This window comes from Bradyrhizobium sp. in8p8 (assembly GCF_000426845.1).
Lineage (GTDB): Bacteria > Pseudomonadota > Alphaproteobacteria > Rhizobiales > Xanthobacteraceae > Bradyrhizobium > Bradyrhizobium japonicum_C.
On sequence record NZ_KE384580.1, the window covers coordinates 36,844 to 52,992 of the forward strand.

At 61.2% G+C, this 16,149-nt stretch carries 9 protein-coding genes and 4 pseudogenes; 5 read left to right on the forward strand and 8 right to left on the reverse strand.

Translation table 11 applies throughout. The features are described 5' to 3' along the window. Positions 1-25: 25 nt before the first annotated feature. Positions 26-823: a crotonase/enoyl-CoA hydratase family protein gene (locus K408_RS0136915; protein ID WP_024343216.1), complete on the reverse strand. Its 798-nt coding sequence runs from the start codon at positions 821-823 to the stop codon at positions 26-28. Further along, the gene (locus tag K408_RS0136920; RefSeq protein WP_024343215.1) at positions 820-1,992 is read right to left on the reverse strand and encodes a CaiB/BaiF CoA transferase family protein; all 1,173 of its coding nucleotides are present in this window, start codon (positions 1,990-1,992) and stop codon (positions 820-822) included. Before K408_RS0136920 ends, K408_RS0136915 begins: the two co-directional genes overlap by 4 nt. A gap of 318 nt (positions 1,993-2,310) precedes the next feature. Here K408_RS0136920 and K408_RS40085 point away from each other — a divergent pair, with 318 nt between their 5' ends. From K408_RS40085 to K408_RS0136940, 4 genes are read left to right on the forward strand one after another with little or no spacing between them, the layout of a single operon-like run. Next, positions 2,311-3,942, forward strand: coding sequence for an AMP-binding protein (locus K408_RS40085; protein ID WP_024343214.1), 1,632 nt, complete (start codon positions 2,311-2,313; stop codon positions 3,940-3,942). After that, a complete protein-coding gene (locus K408_RS0136930; protein WP_024343213.1) occupies positions 3,939-5,015 on the forward strand; it encodes a phosphotransferase family protein in 1,077 nt (358 codons plus the stop codon). The genes K408_RS40085 and K408_RS0136930 overlap by 4 nt, the downstream gene beginning before the upstream one ends. After that, on the forward strand, positions 5,012-6,211 hold the full coding sequence (locus K408_RS0136935; protein ID WP_245265987.1) for an acyl-CoA dehydrogenase family protein: 1,200 nt from the start codon (positions 5,012-5,014) through the stop codon (positions 6,209-6,211). Before K408_RS0136930 ends, K408_RS0136935 begins: the two co-directional genes overlap by 4 nt. A gap of 45 nt (positions 6,212-6,256) precedes the next feature. Next, entirely contained in the window at positions 6,257-7,900 is a 1,644-nt protein-coding gene (locus K408_RS0136940; protein ID WP_024343211.1) for an acetate--CoA ligase, read from the forward strand. 41 nt (positions 7,901-7,941) lie between these two features. Here K408_RS0136940 and K408_RS40090 read toward each other — a convergent pair. Next, positions 7,942-8,677: pseudogene (locus K408_RS40090) on the reverse strand (SDR family NAD(P)-dependent oxidoreductase). Between the two features lie 173 nt (positions 8,678-8,850). Here K408_RS40090 and K408_RS0136950 point away from each other — a divergent pair. Then, on the forward strand, positions 8,851-9,618 hold the full coding sequence (locus K408_RS0136950; RefSeq protein WP_024343210.1) for a FadR/GntR family transcriptional regulator: 768 nt from the start codon (positions 8,851-8,853) through the stop codon (positions 9,616-9,618). A gap of 97 nt (positions 9,619-9,715) precedes the next feature. On the opposite strand, the pseudogene K408_RS40095 reads toward K408_RS0136950, so the two are convergent. The 5 genes and pseudogenes from K408_RS40095 to K408_RS40105 form a co-directional block, all read right to left on the reverse strand. Continuing rightward, a pseudogene (locus tag K408_RS40095) lies at positions 9,716-11,062 on the reverse strand (IS5 family transposase). Between the two features lie 974 nt (positions 11,063-12,036). After that, positions 12,037-13,581, reverse strand: coding sequence for a DHA2 family efflux MFS transporter permease subunit (locus K408_RS0136960; RefSeq protein WP_024343493.1), 1,545 nt, complete (start codon positions 13,579-13,581; stop codon positions 12,037-12,039). After that, positions 13,574-14,784: pseudogene (locus tag K408_RS40100) on the reverse strand (HlyD family secretion protein). The gene K408_RS0136960 and the pseudogene K408_RS40100 overlap by 8 nt, the downstream one beginning before the upstream one ends. A gap of 53 nt (positions 14,785-14,837) precedes the next feature. Continuing rightward, a pseudogene (locus tag K408_RS0136970) lies at positions 14,838-15,131 on the reverse strand (IS110 family transposase); the annotation flags it as partial. A 73-nt stretch (positions 15,132-15,204) separates the two neighbouring features. Beyond that, on the reverse strand, positions 15,205-16,149 hold a 945-nt coding region (locus tag K408_RS40105), incomplete at its 5' end, for an IS110 family RNA-guided transposase (RefSeq protein WP_029674850.1).

The window sequence follows — 16,149 nt, forward strand, 5'->3', positions numbered from 1 at the left end:
CGGCCTCTGGCTTGAAAACGCCGGCTCAATTGCCGGTGAAGTTGGGCTTTCGCTTCTCCTTGAAGGCGGTGAACGCTTCGCGGTGATCGGACGTTTCGAGCGAGATCGCCTGCATCGCGGCTGCCAGTTCCAGGCTGTCCGGCAATGTCATGTCGAGCGATCGACGCAACAGCTGTTTGGTCATTCGCAGCGCTTGCGGCGGCTGCGCTGCGATCTGCGTCGCCAGCGCGCGTGCGCGCTCCATCAGCTGTTCGTGCGGTACGACCTCCTCGACGAGGCCCCATTGAAGGGCCGTGTCGGGCTTGACGAACTCTCCGGTGTAAGTCATGCGGCAAGCCTTCGCCAATCCGACCCGCCGCGGCAGGAACCAGGCGCCGCCGTCGCCCGAGATCAGGCCGACGCGGAGAAAGCTCTCGGCAAAAGACGCTTTCTCGGACGCGATGCGCAGATCGCACATCAAGGCGAGATCGCAGCCTGCACCGACGGCTGAACCGTTCACCGCGGCAATCGTCGGCACCTGGCAATGATAGAGCGCGAGCGGGATTTGCTGGATGCCGTGAAGATAGACGCGCCGTGCATGGAACGGCGGCCCGGCGAAATGGCCCGTGCGCGTCACCATGTCTTTAAGGTCGCCGCCCGAGCAAAACCCGTCGCCGGCGCCCGTGATCACCATGCACCCCACGCTCATGTCGCGGTTGATCCGGTCGCATGTCGCGACGATGGTCTCGATCATCTCGTCCGATATCGCGTTGCGGAGATCGGGACGGTTGAGCTCGAGCGTCAGCACCCCGTCCTGTTCGGTGATCTTGATGTGTTCGGTCATTGCGTCACTTCATCATTGGGGCGAGAAAGCGCGCCCGTGGTGTAGAGGTCGTCGAGTTCACGCGGCGAAAAGCCCCAGTCGCGCAGAACCTCCTGTGCATTCGCGCCGATGACGGGAGGCGGGTGCGGAACGGCCGGCGCTGTCCGGCTGAAGCGGGGCGCGGGTCCGGGCTGGGTGACGCCGGCGATCTCGACGAAAGTGCCGCGCATCCGGTTGTGCGGGTGTTGCGGCGCCTCGTTGAACGTCAGGACCGGAGCGAAGCACGCATCACTGCCTTCCATGAACTCGCACCATTCATCGCGGGTCCTGGCGCGAAATATCTCGGCGAAGCGCTGACGCATCTCGGGCCAGCGCAAGCGGTCGAACTGTTCCGGAAACGTCGCCGGATCGATCTTCAAACGCGCGAGCAATTCCTGAAAAAAGCGGTGTTCGACCGGGCCGATCGAGACGAACTTGTCGTCCGAGGTCGCGTAGGTGTCATACCAAGGCGCGCCGGAATCCAGGATGTTGGTGCCGCGTTCCTGCTGCCATAACCCCAGCGCGGCCATACCGTGAATGGCGGTCGCCAGATACGCCGATCCATCCACCATCGCCGCGTCGACCACCTGGCCCTTGCCCGAGCGTCCGCGCTCGTAGAGGGCCGCGAGTACGCCGAAGGCCAGAAACATGGCGCCGCCGCCGAAATCGCCGACCAGGTTCAGAGGCGGAACGGGCGCGGAGCCCTGTCGTCCGATTGCGCTCAGCACGCCGGACAACGCGATGTAGTTGATGTCGTGACCGGCCCGCGACGCTTCGGGGCCCTCCTGACCGAAACCGGTCATGCGGCCATAGACGAGTTTGGGGTTGGCGGCGAGGCATGGCTCAGGACCGAGGCCCAACCTTTCCATCGTGCCGGGCCTGAACCCTTCGATCACGACATCCGCCTGCGCGATCAGGCGCATCGTCGCGGCAACGGCTTCGGGCTTCTTGAGATCGAGCGCGATCGATTTGCGGCCGCGACGAAGCACGTCGAAGCGCGGCTCCTTGCCGAGATCGAGGCCGAGATCGGCGCGCGCGACGCGATCGACCCGCACGACCTCGGCACCCATGTCGGCGAGCAGCATGGCGCAGAACGGCGCGGGTCCGATGCCCGCCATCTCCACGACGCGTAAGCCCGTCAACGGCCCCATGGACGTCCTCCGAAGGATGCGGTCGCGGACACTCAAGGCCTGTCGACCGGCTTATGATTTTATTGCCCGACAGAAAAGCGCTGCATTCGGTTCGCGTCAATAGGCTTCGAGGGCAGCGCGTTGAACCGGTGGAAGTCCACATTGTGTCTTTGGATCAAATAGTTAATGTATAGTTGTGAGTTATTTCCTGGAACACTGAAATGTGAAAACATACGAGCCTGCCGGTTGCCAAACTCGATATTGTGGCGCTAGTTTCAGTCCGACAATAATGATCTCCGCCACGTTGAACTCACGGCGAGGCGCGGTTTGGGAGGCACAATGCTCATCACGCGTTCGGACAGTTATGATGAGACATACCGGTCGTTTCGCTGGAATATCCCCAAAGCCTACAACATCGCGTCCGATGTGTGCGACCGCCACGCTGGCGGCGATGCGGTGGCTCTGATCCACGACCGCGGCACCGGCGACGTCAGACATTACACCTTCCGCGATATCCAACGCTCCGCCAACCGGCTCGCCAATGTTTTTTCGCATTACGGATTAGCGCGCGGCAGTTTCGTCGCGATTCTGCTCGGGCAGGATCCTGAAGCCGGAATTACCCATGTCGCTTGCTGGAAGGCCGGCCTGGTCTCGGTGACCATCTCCCGATTGTTCGGGGTCGAGGCCGTTGAGCACCGGCTCGGCATTAGCGATGCGCGCGTGCTCGTCACCGACAAGGCAGGATGGTCCGTCGTCGCGCCGATCCGGGACCGGCTGCCGCATCTCCAGCACGTTCTGATCGTCGACGGCGTCAGCGACGGCGCCTCCGATTTTTACGCCGCCATTGCGCGCGCCAGCGATCACTTCTTAAATATCGGCACATCGTCGGCGGATCCGGCGTTCATGAACTTCACGTCAGGGACGACCGGGCCGGCCAAGGGCGTGCTCAAGGCGCACCGCGCGATGATCGGCGTCATGCCGAGCATCGAGTTCTGCCATGATTTCTTTCCGCAGCCAGGCGACTTGTTCTGGTCGCCGGCGGATTGGTCCTGGCTGGCAGGCTTCATGAACATCCTGATGCCGGCGTGGTTTCACGGCAAGCCGGTGCTGGCATTTCGGGCGTCCAGCTTCGATCCCGAGCAGGCCGTGGCCATGATGGTGAAGCATCGGGTGCGCAATTCGCTGCTGACGCCGACAATGCTGAAGATGCTGCGTCAGGTCGGGCGATTGCCCGAGGCCCTGGATCTGAGGTCGGTCGTGAGCGGAAGCGAGGCGGTCGGCGCCGAACTGGTGAGGTGGGCACAGGATGCATTGAAGGTGAACGTCAACGTCGTGTTCGGTCAGACCGAGTGCAACTCGACGATCGGCAATAACGGGCGCGTCATGCCGTTCAAGGCCGGCGCGCTGGGGCGGGCGATGCCCGGGCACGTCTGCGCGGTCGTGGATGATTCCGGCCAGGAGGTTGCGCCGGGCACGATTGGCAATATCGCGTTTCGCAGGCCGGACCCCCTGATGCTGCTCGAATATTGGCGTGACGCCAAGGCGACGGCAGCCAAGTTCATCAGCGACTGGATGATCACCGGTGACCTCGGGACGTGCGACGAGGAAGGCTATTTCTGGTTCCATGCCCGAGCCGACGATATCATTTCCAGTTCGGGGTACCGGATCGGTCCGGGAGAGATCGAAGACGTATTGATCAAGCATCCCGATGTCGCGATGGCCGCGGTGATCGGCGTGCCCGATCCGGTCCGAAACGAGTCGATCAAGGCCTTCATCGTGCTGTCGCGCAGCGTCGTGCCATCCGACGACATCAAGGAGAGCATACGGACGCTGGTCAAGACGCGGCTCGCCAAACACGAGGCGCCGCGTGACATCGAGATCGTCGATGCCCTACCTCTCAGCGCCAACGGCAAAATCTTGCGGCGCGAGCTGCGCGAGCGCGAAATTCGCAAAATGGGTGGTTCGAGTTGAGCGCGGAACCGGGAGACGCTTCGAAGTTTCTGCCGCTCGAGGAAACCGTGCCCTGCGACTGGGGCAGGCTGTCCGGCTATTTGAAGACCAACGGCATGCGCGTCGATCTCGAGCGACCGATCCGGCAGTTTGCCGGCGGCCTCGCCAATCGCAACTATCTGATGGTCGTGAACGGCAAGCCCGCGGTGTTGCGCCGGCCGCCCGACGGCGATCTGCCGCCCGGCGCCCACGACATGGCGCGCGAGCACCGCATCCTGTCGCGGCTTGCGGACGCGCTTCCATTCGTGGCGCGCGCGCTGCACTATTGCGACGACTGCAGCGTCATCGGCGTTTCATTTCAATTGATCGAATACCGGCCGGGCCTGGTCATCCGTGGTGCCGACCTGTCGCCCTTGAATGATCGCACCGATGCACCCGGCAAACTTTCCGCGATGATGGTCGAGACGCTGGCGGCCCTGTATCGGGTGGATTGCCGCAAGATCGGTCTCGACGACCTCGGCCGTCCCGACGGATTCATCGGACGTGCCATCGCGGGATGGTCCAGACGCGGCGCGCTGGTCACCGACAACGCGGCGCTGAAGGCGCTGCTGCAGGACGTGTCGCATTGGCTCTCCCGGCAGTTATTCCGCGAACGGTCTCCGACCCTGCTGCATTGCGACTTCAAGCTCGACAATCTGATCCTCGATCCGCAAGCTCTGGTACCGGTCGCGCTTGTCGACTGGGACATGGGCACGCGGGGCGATCCCTTGTTCGACCTGGCAACCCTGTTGAGCTACTGGGCCCAGCCCGACGATCCGCCGGCGTTGCAGCGGCTCGGGCAGATGCCCACGGCCCATCCGGGCTTCTGGCGGCGCAGCGAGGTCGCGCGGCGCTACGCGGCGCTCACCGGCGAGGATATCGACGATCTGCCAGCGCTGCGTGTGCTGGCACTGTTCAAGCTTGGCGTCGTGTTCCTACAATTGCATCGGCAATGGATCAACGGTGCGGTGAAGGACGATCGCTACGTCGAATTCGCTCGCCTGGGCGAAGACATTCTTCTCGTTGCGCGTGACGCGACGGGCGGCTCTGAATGAGGAAACCGATGGTCAACCAGCTCGACATGAACTTCTCCCTGCCTGCGCACGTCACCGAACTCGCCGATCGCGTGAAAGCCTTCGTCGTCGATCAGGTGATTCCGTTCGAGAAGGACAAGCGCTGGACGTCGCATGGGCCGACCGACGAGCTGCGGCGTGAGCTCAACGCGCTCGCGCGCAAGGCCGGCGTCTTGGCGTTGCATGCGCCGGCCGAGTATGGCGGCCAGAAGCTGTCGCATATCGGTCGTTCGGCGGTGTTCACGGCCGCCGGCTATTCGATGCTGGGGCCGGTGGCGCTGCATTGCGCGGCGCCCGATGAGGGCAATATCCATCTGCTCGACGTGGTCGCACGGCCGGATCAACGCGAACGCTATCTGAAGCCGCTCGCGACGGGAGAGGTGCGCTCCTGCTTCTGCATGACGGAGCCGGCTCCCGGCGCAGGCTCCGATCCGGCCCAGATGCAGACCACCGCGCGGCGTGAAGGCAACAGCTGGATCATCGACGGCGAGAAATGGCTGATCACGGGCGCCGAGGGGGCCGCCTTCGCGATCATCATGGCGCGTGCGACCGGTGAGGGGCTGGACGGCGCGGCGACCATGTTTCTCGCCGACATGTCGGATCCCGCCATCACGATCGAGCGGACGCTCGACACCATCGATTCCAGCTTCGTCGGCGGCCACGCCGTGGTTCGCTTCAACGGACTCCGCGTGCCGGCCGATGCCGTGCTGGGCGAGATTGGGCAAGGCTTCCGCCATGCCCAGGTAAGGCTTGCGCCGGCGCGGCTGACGCATTGCATGCGCTGGCTCGGCTCGGCGATCCGGGCCCATGAGATCGCAACCGAATTCGCGCGTCGCCGCACGGCTTTCGGTCATCCGATCGGCCAGCATGAAGGCGTATCGTTCATGCTTGCCGACAATGCGATGGACATCCACCAGGTTCAGTTGACGATCTGGCATACGGCATGGCTTCTCGACAAGGGCGAGCGCGCCTCGACGGAGAGCTCGATGGCCAAGGTGATATGCTCCGAGGCGATCGCCCGCGTCGCCGACCGCTCGCTGCAGATCCTCGGCGGCCTCGGCACGACGCGCGATACGGTGGTCGAGCGGTTCTATCGCGACGTGCGCGCGTTCCGCATCTATGACGGCCCCTCCGAGGTGCATCGCTGGGCAATCGGACGCCGGATCGTGGGGAAGTGATCCGGATGGCAAGCTCGAACAAGCCGTGCATGACGGGAGGATGAGATGCGGGACGTCTGGTCGTTCAACGAGGTGAGCGGGGAAACAGCCGAGAACTACGATGCGCTCCGCGCCGGGTTCGATTGGCGGGTACCGGAGACGTTCAACTTCGGCGCGGACGTGATCGATCGTCGCGCTCGGGAGCAGGACGGTCCGGCGCTGATCTGGCAGGACGCGGCAGGCAGCACGCAACGATACAGCTATTCCGACCTGTCGCGACTCTCAAACAAACTGGCCGACGTGCTGCGATCCCGGGGCATCAAGAAGGGCGATCGCGTCATCGTCATGCTGCCGCGCCTGCCTGAATGGTTCATCGCCCTGATCGGGATCATGAAGATCGGTGCCGTCCCGATCCCCTGCATCGAGATGCTGACCGCGCGCGACATCGAGTACCGGGTTTCCAACGCCGAGGCGAGCGCAGCGATCTGCCGCGCCGAACACACCGCCAAGTTTGCATCGGTTCAAGATGCCATTCCCGTTCGCATCGCTCTCGGCGAAGCTGAAAGCTGGCTGGATTGGAACGGTGAGCTGGCGAAAGCGTCGGAACAGCTCAGCCCTGCGGTGGTCCGTGCCGACGATCCGGCCATCATGTACTACACCTCGGGTTCGACGGGGCATCCGAAGGCCGTGGTGCACGCGTCCCGCGCCATCTATGCGTGGCGCGTTTCGGCGATCTACTGGCTGGATCTGCGTCCGGGCGAAGTGATCTGGTGCACCGCCGATACCGGATGGAGCAAAGCCGGAACGAGCATCATTTTCGGGCCGCTGAGCTGCGGCGCCTGCGCGTTCTTTTACGATGGGCCGTTCGTTCCGAGCGAACGGCTTGGCTTGTTGCGTCGGCACGGCGTCACCGTGTACTGCGCCGCCAGCACGGAATTGTCGCGCGTCGTTGCCGAGGTCGGCACCAGAGCGGACATGGGAAGGCTGCGCCGCGTCGTCACCGCAGGCGAAGCCATGAACCCCGTGGTTGCCGAACGATGGCAGGAGGTGACCGGCATCCGGATCGATGAGGCCTATGGGCAGACCGAAGCCCTGATGGTGGCGTTGAACTACCCCGGAGAGGATGTGCGATACGGCTCGATGGGCCGTCCTTCACCCGGAAGCGATCTGGACGTGATCGACGCCGGTGGAAACCGTCTGCCGCCCGGCCAGGAAGGCGACCTCGCGCTCAAGGTGCCCAATCCGCAGCTCATGCTCGGCTACTGGAAGGAGCCGGACAAGACGGCCGCGTGTTTCGTCGACGGTCCTGACGGGCGCTGGTATCTCACCAGCGACCGGGCGGAGAAGGACGCCGAAGGCTATCTCTGGTATCGCGGGCGGTCCGACGACGTCATCAATTCGGCAGGCTATCGCATCGGTCCGATCGAGGTCGAAAATGCCCTGGCGGAACATCCACTGGTGCAGTCGTGCGCCGTCGTCGCCAGCCCCGATCCCGAGCGCGGCGAAATCGTGAAGGCATTCGTCGTGCTACGCCAGGGAGGTGAGCCATCGCCCGATCTGACGAGAGCGCTGCAAGATCATGTCAAGTCGGTGACCGCACCATACAAGTATCCGCGCGCGATCGAGTATGTGAGCGAACTTCCCATGACAATCACGGGCAAGATCCGGCGCCGCGAGTTGCGCGACCGCGAGTTCGCGCGACGCACCTGAAGCGTGACACTTTGCGAATCATGCTCCGGCTGGACGGCGGTTCAGGCCAGCGTGATGCCGCCGTCCACGATGAGCGTCTGTCCGACCATGTAGCTCGACAACGGAGATGCCAGGAACAGGGCGGTGCCGACCATATCCTCCGGCTGTCCGAGCCGTTTCAACGGGACGCGGTGCTCGGTCGCCTCTCGTCGCTTTGGACGATCGGTCGTCACCTTGGTGAGCTTGGTGGCGACTAAGCCGGGTGCGATGCCGTTGACCCTGATCCCGTCCTCCGCCCAAGCCTCTCCCAACGTACGCGTGAGGCCAACGGCGCCCGCTTTCGAGGCGTTGTAGGCCGGGTTGCCTTTGGTCGAGCGAAACCCTGCCATCGAACTGAGAATGATGATCGACCCTCGGCTGGCTCTCAGCATCTCGTGGAATTTGAGGCTGCACGCCATCAGGCTGTTGAGGTTCACATCGATGATTTGACGAAACCCCTGCATTTCGAACTCGCGCCGACCGTACAGCACGATTCCCTGTGACAGGACGAGCACGTCAAGATTCGGGAAGGCTGGCTGCAACGATTCGATGGCATCGAAATCGCTGACATTCACCTGGGAATAGTGCACCGGTGAGGTCGCAACCTTGCTCCGCGGCATAGTCGGACGCCGATTGCCGGGTTCCCCAGACGTGGACATCGGCGCCGCGCAAACGAAATCCCTGCGCAATCGCATTGCCGATACCGCTCGATCCACCGACCACCAGCACCGATTTTCGCGCGAAATCAATATCGTCCAAGGTTCCAACCTCCGCGGTAGGGTCATCTAAAACGGCGATTATTGTCGGACAATAATGTGGGTTATCGTCGCAAGTTGTCAAATCGATCGCACAATCAACCAGAAGATTCTGTCTATTGTTGATATTTTTCTGCACCGCGGTACTGTGTAGCATACCAATTTGTCGGACTAAAAATGGCGCTAGTTGACGATCTGAATGCTTCATCGCGCGAGCGAAACGAACCGGCATACCGATTGGTGGTACGCACCATTGAGGCCAGGGTCATGTCCGGCCAATGGGCAGTCGGCTACCGCGTGCCTTCTGAGACGGCATTGGCCGAGGCGTTCGATGTTCACCGTTCGACCATTCGAGAAGCGATACGGGTATTGGAGCAGAATGGCCTGGTTCGTCGTCACGACGGCGGCAAGCTTCTTTACGTCACCGCGCCGCGCGAGGCCGATATCTCGCAGAGGGTCACGGCGGCGATCGTCCTGCATGAGATCAGCTTCTTCGAGTTGTGGGAAAGCATGCGCTGTCTCGAGCCCGTGCTGGCCGAATGCGCCGCGACACGAATCGACAACGATATGCTTGAGGCGCTCCGGACCAATGTCGAGAACACCAAGGCGGCGCTTGAAGACAAGCAGGGCCTGGTCGACCTTGATATCGAATTTCATCAGATCATTGCCCGGGCCTCGCGAAATCGCGCGCTCCAGCTCAGCCGCCAGCCCATGAGTCAGCTGTTCTACCCGGCCTTCCTTCGGGTTTTCTCCCGCCTGAATGCCGGCGAGCGTCTGGTGTTTGCGCATGAGAAGATACTCAATGCGCTGACTGAGCGTGACGGGAAGGAGGCGCGCTCCTGGATGGACAAGCATATCGTCGATTTCAGGCGCGGTTACGAACTCGCCAATTTCGATATTGAGTCACCGGTTGTCTGGCCGATGCCGATTGGGCCGACCGCCTGAAATGTGCGGAAGACCGCAGGTGACGTAATCCGCTTAGCGTCCACCCACTTCGCAGCGCCGATCAGCGAAGCGCATTCCGCCATTCTCCTGTCGTCCGTTAAGAAGCCGATTGCAGCGATGAGCGGTCGCTGATTGCAGCGATGAGGGCGCGCAGGATTAGGCACCAAAGAGCCCTGAGCCAGGCGAGGATGCGGCGGAAGTTGTGGCCGACGGCGGAGAGGATGACGTTGGCGGCATCGCCGGCGCGGCCTTTGAGGTAGCAGCGGCCGAGGTGACCATCGGTCTTCAGGTGTCCGATGATGGGTTCGATAGCGGAGCGGCGGCGCAGCTCGCGCTTGATGATACCGAAGACGCCGCGTTTTTGACCCGAAATGAAGACGCGACGGGGATTTTGCGCGTCGTGGCCGCGGTATCCCTTGTCGACATAGGCCCGCTCGATCGCGCAGCCGGTGAGCGTCTCGGTGCGGTCGATGACGTCGCGCAAGGTGTGACCGTCGTACGGGTTATCGGGCAGAGCCCTGGCGTGCAGCACGAAGAGGCCACCGGGAGCACGGCGGTTGTTGGTGACGATGGAGGCTTTGACACCGAACTCGTAAGGCGCGGCTGCTTTGCCCTTGCCGATGCACTCCACCTCCGGGGCGTGAAAGGAATAGAGCTTCCAGCCACGCTGGCGCTGCTGCTGCGAGCGGATCTGCGAAGCCCGGCTGAGCGGGAGGGCGAGCGCGTTCTCGAGCGCAGCCTGACCTTCGATTTTGCGGCGGATATCGCGGATGATCCGGCCCAGCCGGCTGCGCAGAATGCGCAACTGCCGGTAATGCCGCTTGAATTGCTTGGCATGGGCGTAGCGCCCCGCCATCATGGCCGCGGTCCTGGCAATGCGAAGATAGGACTGCCGCAGCCTGACCCCGTGCTTCCTCGCCAGGCGGTTGAGCCCCTTGATCGCTGCGTGCAGCAGCTTGGCGTCGGTCGGGAAGGTGATCGCCTTCGGCTGCACGGTGGTATCGACCGTGACACGCTTGAGGTCCTGGCTGCGTAACGCGCCGGCCTCGTGCGCCACCCGCAAGCTCTCGGCCAGCAACAGCTCCAGCTTGTCGCCGAGCCGCTTGCGCCAATGGCTCAGGTCCGAGCGCTCGTGCGGGAACGCGTGCTGGAAGAATTCTTCGCCGGTGAAGTACTGGAAATACGTGTCGTGGACCCAACGCTCGCACACCCCCTAATCGGACAGGCCGTAAATGTGCTTGGGTAGCAGCAGCCCGATCACGAAGCGGGTCGCGATGCCCGGCCGACCGTTCTCGCTGTAGAGCGGCGCGATCTCGCCGTCGAGCCAGTCCCAATCGATCTTGCCGGCGAGCTGAACCAGCTCGTGCTTCATGTTGATGATCTGGTCCAGCCTGGCCCGGAACAGATCGCCCGATCCCGTCGTCCTGTGCTTCTTCGGTCGCATCGCCACCTCCGATACGACGAAGGAATCATGACTGGCGATTCGACGGAATCCTGAAAATGAAATTGCAAGGTTCCGATGCCCGACCCATCAAAACCCTGCAATCCCAAAACCATCCACAAAGACAAATGCGATTCTGGCTCAGTCGCTTAGCCGAACTTCACGGACGACGAGATAGGTTCGATACCTGCCATCATGTTCTCGTCTTTATCGAGCGAAACCGTTCCAGCGGATACTACTCGTTCTCACTTCTCTTGGAATAGCCTCTTTGCGACTTCTCACCAAAAGCGACGTCAAAAGACGCCTGTCGATCACCCGCAGGTGCTCGCCAAATCGGTGCCCGCGGTTGGCCGGCATCGCTACCCATCCAGCCAATGCTCGCGCGTTACGGGACATACGTGGCGTTACAGCCACAGTCTGCGGAGGGAAGCATATTGAACATCCCTTCCCGGCAGAAAGCCCCAACCATAATGAAGCAGAGCGCGCAAAGGCACACGGCAGGAGCCCGACGACAAAGCGTGCACCCCCGGCAATCGCAAGCTTGTATCTTGAAGCGGCGGGGGTATGTGCTGCGTGAGGGTGGGATATGCCCTACTTATCGCTGTCCTCGCTACCAGAGGCCGGCGGCAGGTCACCGCGCCGTGCATTCCTAAGTTCGGCTCGGGAGGGATAAAATACGGCGTGGCATTCCGGGCTGAGACGAGGCCCGGAATGACGCAAACAGGTGGCAATGGCGTTCGCATCCGGAATGTATTGTCCACACAAACGTAGCGCGTCTGGTGTGCAAGCCTCGCGTTGCGCAGCACTCCCCTCTTGTCCAAGCGCGGCGGAAGCGAACATAGCCCATGTCATTCAAATCTCCTCTGCACCACATGATGAACACTTGCTTTCGAAGTAAGTTCCGGGAGAGGCCCCATGTTGAGGAAGGAGGCTGCCTCCGCTGTTTCACCTCCTTTGAGGCGACTGTGGCTTCTAAACTATTCCATGACCATCGCATGATCACTCGGCGAAGAGCTGCCACCTCGCCGCAAAAGCAGAACCAACGGAATCGCCGCCAAGGATAGGACCATCATCAGTTTGAAATCATCAATATAGCTGATGATCGAAGCCTGCATTTGAACAAGCTGATCGAGTGCGGCTCGCCCCGTCGGGCTCCATGGGCTCAATGCATGCAAGACAGCGGAGTTATCGAATGCGCGATTGGTCGCCGTGACGTGAGCCGAAATGGTGGCATGATTGATCTGTCCGTTTCGGATCAAAAGATAGCATACGATCGATATTCCAACGCTCGAGCCCACGTTGCGCGACAAGTTGTACAGCCCCGTCGCATCTCCGCGCTTCTTTTCAGGAAGGGTTGAGAAGGTCACCGTCGTCAGAGGTACAAAGAGAAATCCCAGACCTGCACCTTGGATGAATCCGGTCAGCGCAATAGTTGCTTCCGAGACGTTTTGATTCCAGCCGGTCATGTCGTACATTGCCCAGGCAGTCAGCAACAGACCGATCATCAGCAGCCATCGGGTATCGACACGCCCGATCAGGCGACCGACCAGAAACATGCAAACCATCGTTCCCATACCGCGCGGCCCCATGACGATTCCGGCCGTCACGACCGGATACCCCATCAAGGTTTGCAGAAACGGCGTCAGCAACGCGAGCGAGGCAAGATATGTGATGCCAACGATAAAGATGAAAAGCATGCCTACCGCAAAATTGCGGTCGAGGAAGAGCCGCGGATCGACGAACGAATTGCCTGCTGCCGCCGTGAAGGTGTGGACGAGAAAAACGTAGAAGGCCGAAACTGCTACGGTCGCTTCGATCAGGATCTCCAGCGAGGAAAACCAGTCAAGTTGCGCGCCCCGATCGAGGAAGACCTGCATTGCAGCGATTGCAACGCTTAAGCTCCCGAAGCCGAGCCAGTCGAGCTTGGTGTTGCCCAGTTCCTTCTTCTCCCGCAAAAACGCAGAGATTCCGCCAAATGCCAGCGCCCCAATGGGAATATTGATGTAGAAGACCCAGCGCCAGCTAAAATGATCGGTGAGATAGCCTCCGATGATGGGTCCCAAAACGGGCCCTACCATGACGGAGACCCCGAACAGCGCCATTGCGGAACCCCGCTCCTTCGCCGTGTAAACATCGAGGAGAATGGACTGCGCGATCGGCACCAGCGCGGCACCGAAGAATCCCTGAAGCAGACGAAAGGCAACGATCTGAGACAGGGATTGCGCGATGCCGCACAGGACCGAAGCGACGACGAAGCCGGCGATCGCCACCAGCAGCACGCGTTGGCGCCCGAACTTGCTGGCGAGGAAACCCGAGGGAGGCGTCATGATCGCCGCTGCGACGATGTAAGAGGTGAGAACCCAATTTATCTGGTCCGCGCTGGCTGACACACTGCCCTGGATGTACGGAAGCGCCACGTTCGCAATGGTGGTATCCAATGCCTGCATGATGACCGAGAGAATGACGCAGGCAGTAATCGCTGGGCGATTGACAGGACGTGCACCCGACTGTGGGCTAGCCATTCGATGTCCTCGATGATCCAAACAAGTCGACCAGGAAGCTCGGAAATCCGCGCGGATGGCCTGTATCAATGCTAAGCACGACGCTCATCCCCACCCGGAGCGCCGGCTTTGCGGGATCGTTTTTAACCCAGACGCGCATCGGAATGCGTTGCACGACCTTCACCCAGTTGCCGCTGGTGTTTTCTGCCGGCAAAAGCGAAAAACTCGAAGCCGACGCGGGGCTAATACTGTCGACCGTACCGACCATTTGACCCCAGGATATGTGTCGACCTCGATAACCGCGTGTTGGCCCGGCTTGACGTACGTAAGCTCGGTCTCTTTCGGGTCTGATTGAATCCAGACATCATCGGTTGAGACGATGTTGAAACCAGTTGCAGCAGCCGCGAGATATTGTCCCGGCTGCAGCGATGGCACATTGGTGACAATGCCGTTGAAAGGCGCCCTTACAACCGCATGCGCCAGCTCGCGGGCGGCTTCGTTGCGAGCGGCTATCGCATCTTTGTACCGCGGATGGTCTTCGATTGGCGCATCGGGATTCCCATTCAGGTTGGCGGCAAGTCCAGCCAATTGCGCCTGCAATGAAGCCAGCTTTTGCTGTGCCCCTTCCAATGTATTGCGCGCCGCGTCGAAGGTCGCTTGTGGCGTGAAGTGACTGGCGAGGAGCTGTTGCTGGCGTTGGAAATTGACCGTGTTGAATTCGACATCCTTTTTGGCCTGCTCGACTTGAGCCTGCATATTCCGGTAACTCGCCTGCAACGCGAGTAAATCGTTTCTCGTGTTGCCAATTTGGGCTTCTGCCCGATCAAGAGCAAACTGGAATTGCTGGGGATCGAGCTTGAACAGAATGGCGCCCTTGGCGACTGTCTGGTTGTCATGCACCAGAATTTCACTGACGATTCCGCCGACATCGGTCGACAATCCCACCTTGTCGGCCTGCACATACGCGTTCTCGGTCGACATGGTCGCTCCGCCGGTCACGTAGTAATACGTCCCGATCACAAGCGCGAGCGGGAGCAAAGCAAACATCAGGGAGCGAAGTCGTGATTTTTGGGCAGGGGGACGCTTCGTCTCCTGGGAAGGTGGTTTTTCGGGAAGAGATTCTTCGGCCGATTTGCGAACTTGGGGACTGATGGACGGAGACTCTGACTGCGCCATCCATTCTTCTTTTTTTAACGAAGAACGCCCCGCTGCATGTCGCTCCATCGCATTACATCTCCGCACTGATCTTTAACTGGTCATACGATCGTTCAGTCCATTGGTCGAGCGACCGCTTCGCAGATCGCCTCCGCGTCGACTGCGTCGTTCTTGCCCCGCTTGATGTAGGGTTTGACATATCCTGCCGGCATCAGCCGAACGTCGTGGCCGAGCGCGGTCAGCTCCCGGCCCCAATGATGAGCGCTACCGCAGGCCTCCATGCCGATCAAGCAGGGCGACAACGCCTCGAAGAACTCGATCACCTCGGAGCGGCGAAGCTTTTTACGGGCGACGACCCTGCCGGTCTCGTCGACCGCATGAACCTGAGGGCCGTGTAACGGCTTCACCGGATCCACCGTCCCGGCGACGGGACTTCGGGCATCGGGCTTCAGTTCAGCCCGGTCGCGTTCTTGATCTCCTCGACGTGTTCTATGCTGTGATCGGGCCCGCTTCGGTCCATCGGTAAGTCGTGCCATCGACCCAGATCCGATGCAGGATCACTGCGAGCTTGCGCGCCAGGGCGACTTTTGCGCGCTTCGAGCCTCTTCGCTTGGCGACATCCATCCCCCAGCGCTTGAGTTTTGAGAACCGCGTGATGCGCGATAGCAGAACGTTCGCGGCTTCATACAACACCGTCCGCACCGTCTCATCGCCAGCAAGCGTGATTCCGCCCGTGACGTCCTTTTCTCCCGATTGATACTTCTTTGGCGTGAGCCCGAACAGCGCGCCTGCTGCCTTTGATTTTACGATACGATGAGGATCATCAATCGCCGATTTGTAGGTGATGGCAACTAGGGGACCAACGCCTGGGACTGTCATAAGCCGGCGGCAGACCGCATCGTCGCGCACAATTGCCAGCACAGCCTTGTGTAGCCTTCCGTATTCTGCCTTCAGGGCTGACCGCGCCGAAAGCATCGCACCGGCAATGCGCTCCAATGTCGCCTGACCCGCAACCAACTCTCGAATCCGCGCTTCGAAATTCCTTCTCGTCACCGGGCCAGTCTTCAGACCGAAGCCGCGCAAAATCCCTCGGATACTTAATTCTACATCGATCAGCCGCCCGAGAAGCTGTTTGCGTGCGATCAGGAGTGCCCGGATTTCTTGCGCATCGACCGACTTTGCGTGCACCGGCCGAAACCATCCCATCCGGATCAACTGGGCGATCCCGCGCGCATCCTTGCGGTCCGTCTTGACCGTCATTGCAGACAATGCGGCCTTCACGTGCCGCGTTTCCAGCAGAACCGTCTCAAATCCTGCGCCTTTCAGGCCCGCATGCAGCCATTGAACCGCCCCGGGTTTGCCGGAGGCTCCAACTCCTGAGAGGATGGAGCCATGACAAGCAAGACGACGAACAAATTTTCGCCTGAGGTCCGG

Excerpts from the sequence above, each read along its gene's own strand:
- K408_RS0136950 (WP_024343210.1), top strand. The coding sequence starts at position 8,851 with ATGGCGCTAGTTGACGATCTGAATGCTTCATCGCGCGAGCGAAACGAA.
- K408_RS40085 (WP_024343214.1), top strand. The coding sequence starts at position 2,311 with ATGCTCATCACGCGTTCGGACAGTTATGATGAGACATACCGGTCGTTT.
- K408_RS0136960 (WP_024343493.1), bottom strand. The coding sequence starts at position 13,581 with ATGGCTAGCCCACAGTCGGGTGCACGTCCTGTCAATCGCCCAGCGATT.
- K408_RS0136920 (WP_024343215.1), bottom strand. The coding sequence starts at position 1,992 with ATGGGGCCGTTGACGGGCTTACGCGTCGTGGAGATGGCGGGCATCGGA.
- K408_RS0136915 (WP_024343216.1), bottom strand. The coding sequence starts at position 823 with ATGACCGAACACATCAAGATCACCGAACAGGACGGGGTGCTGACGCTC.
- K408_RS0136940 (WP_024343211.1), top strand. The coding sequence starts at position 6,257 with ATGCGGGACGTCTGGTCGTTCAACGAGGTGAGCGGGGAAACAGCCGAG.
- K408_RS0136935 (WP_245265987.1), top strand. The coding sequence starts at position 5,012 with ATGAGGAAACCGATGGTCAACCAGCTCGACATGAACTTCTCCCTGCCT.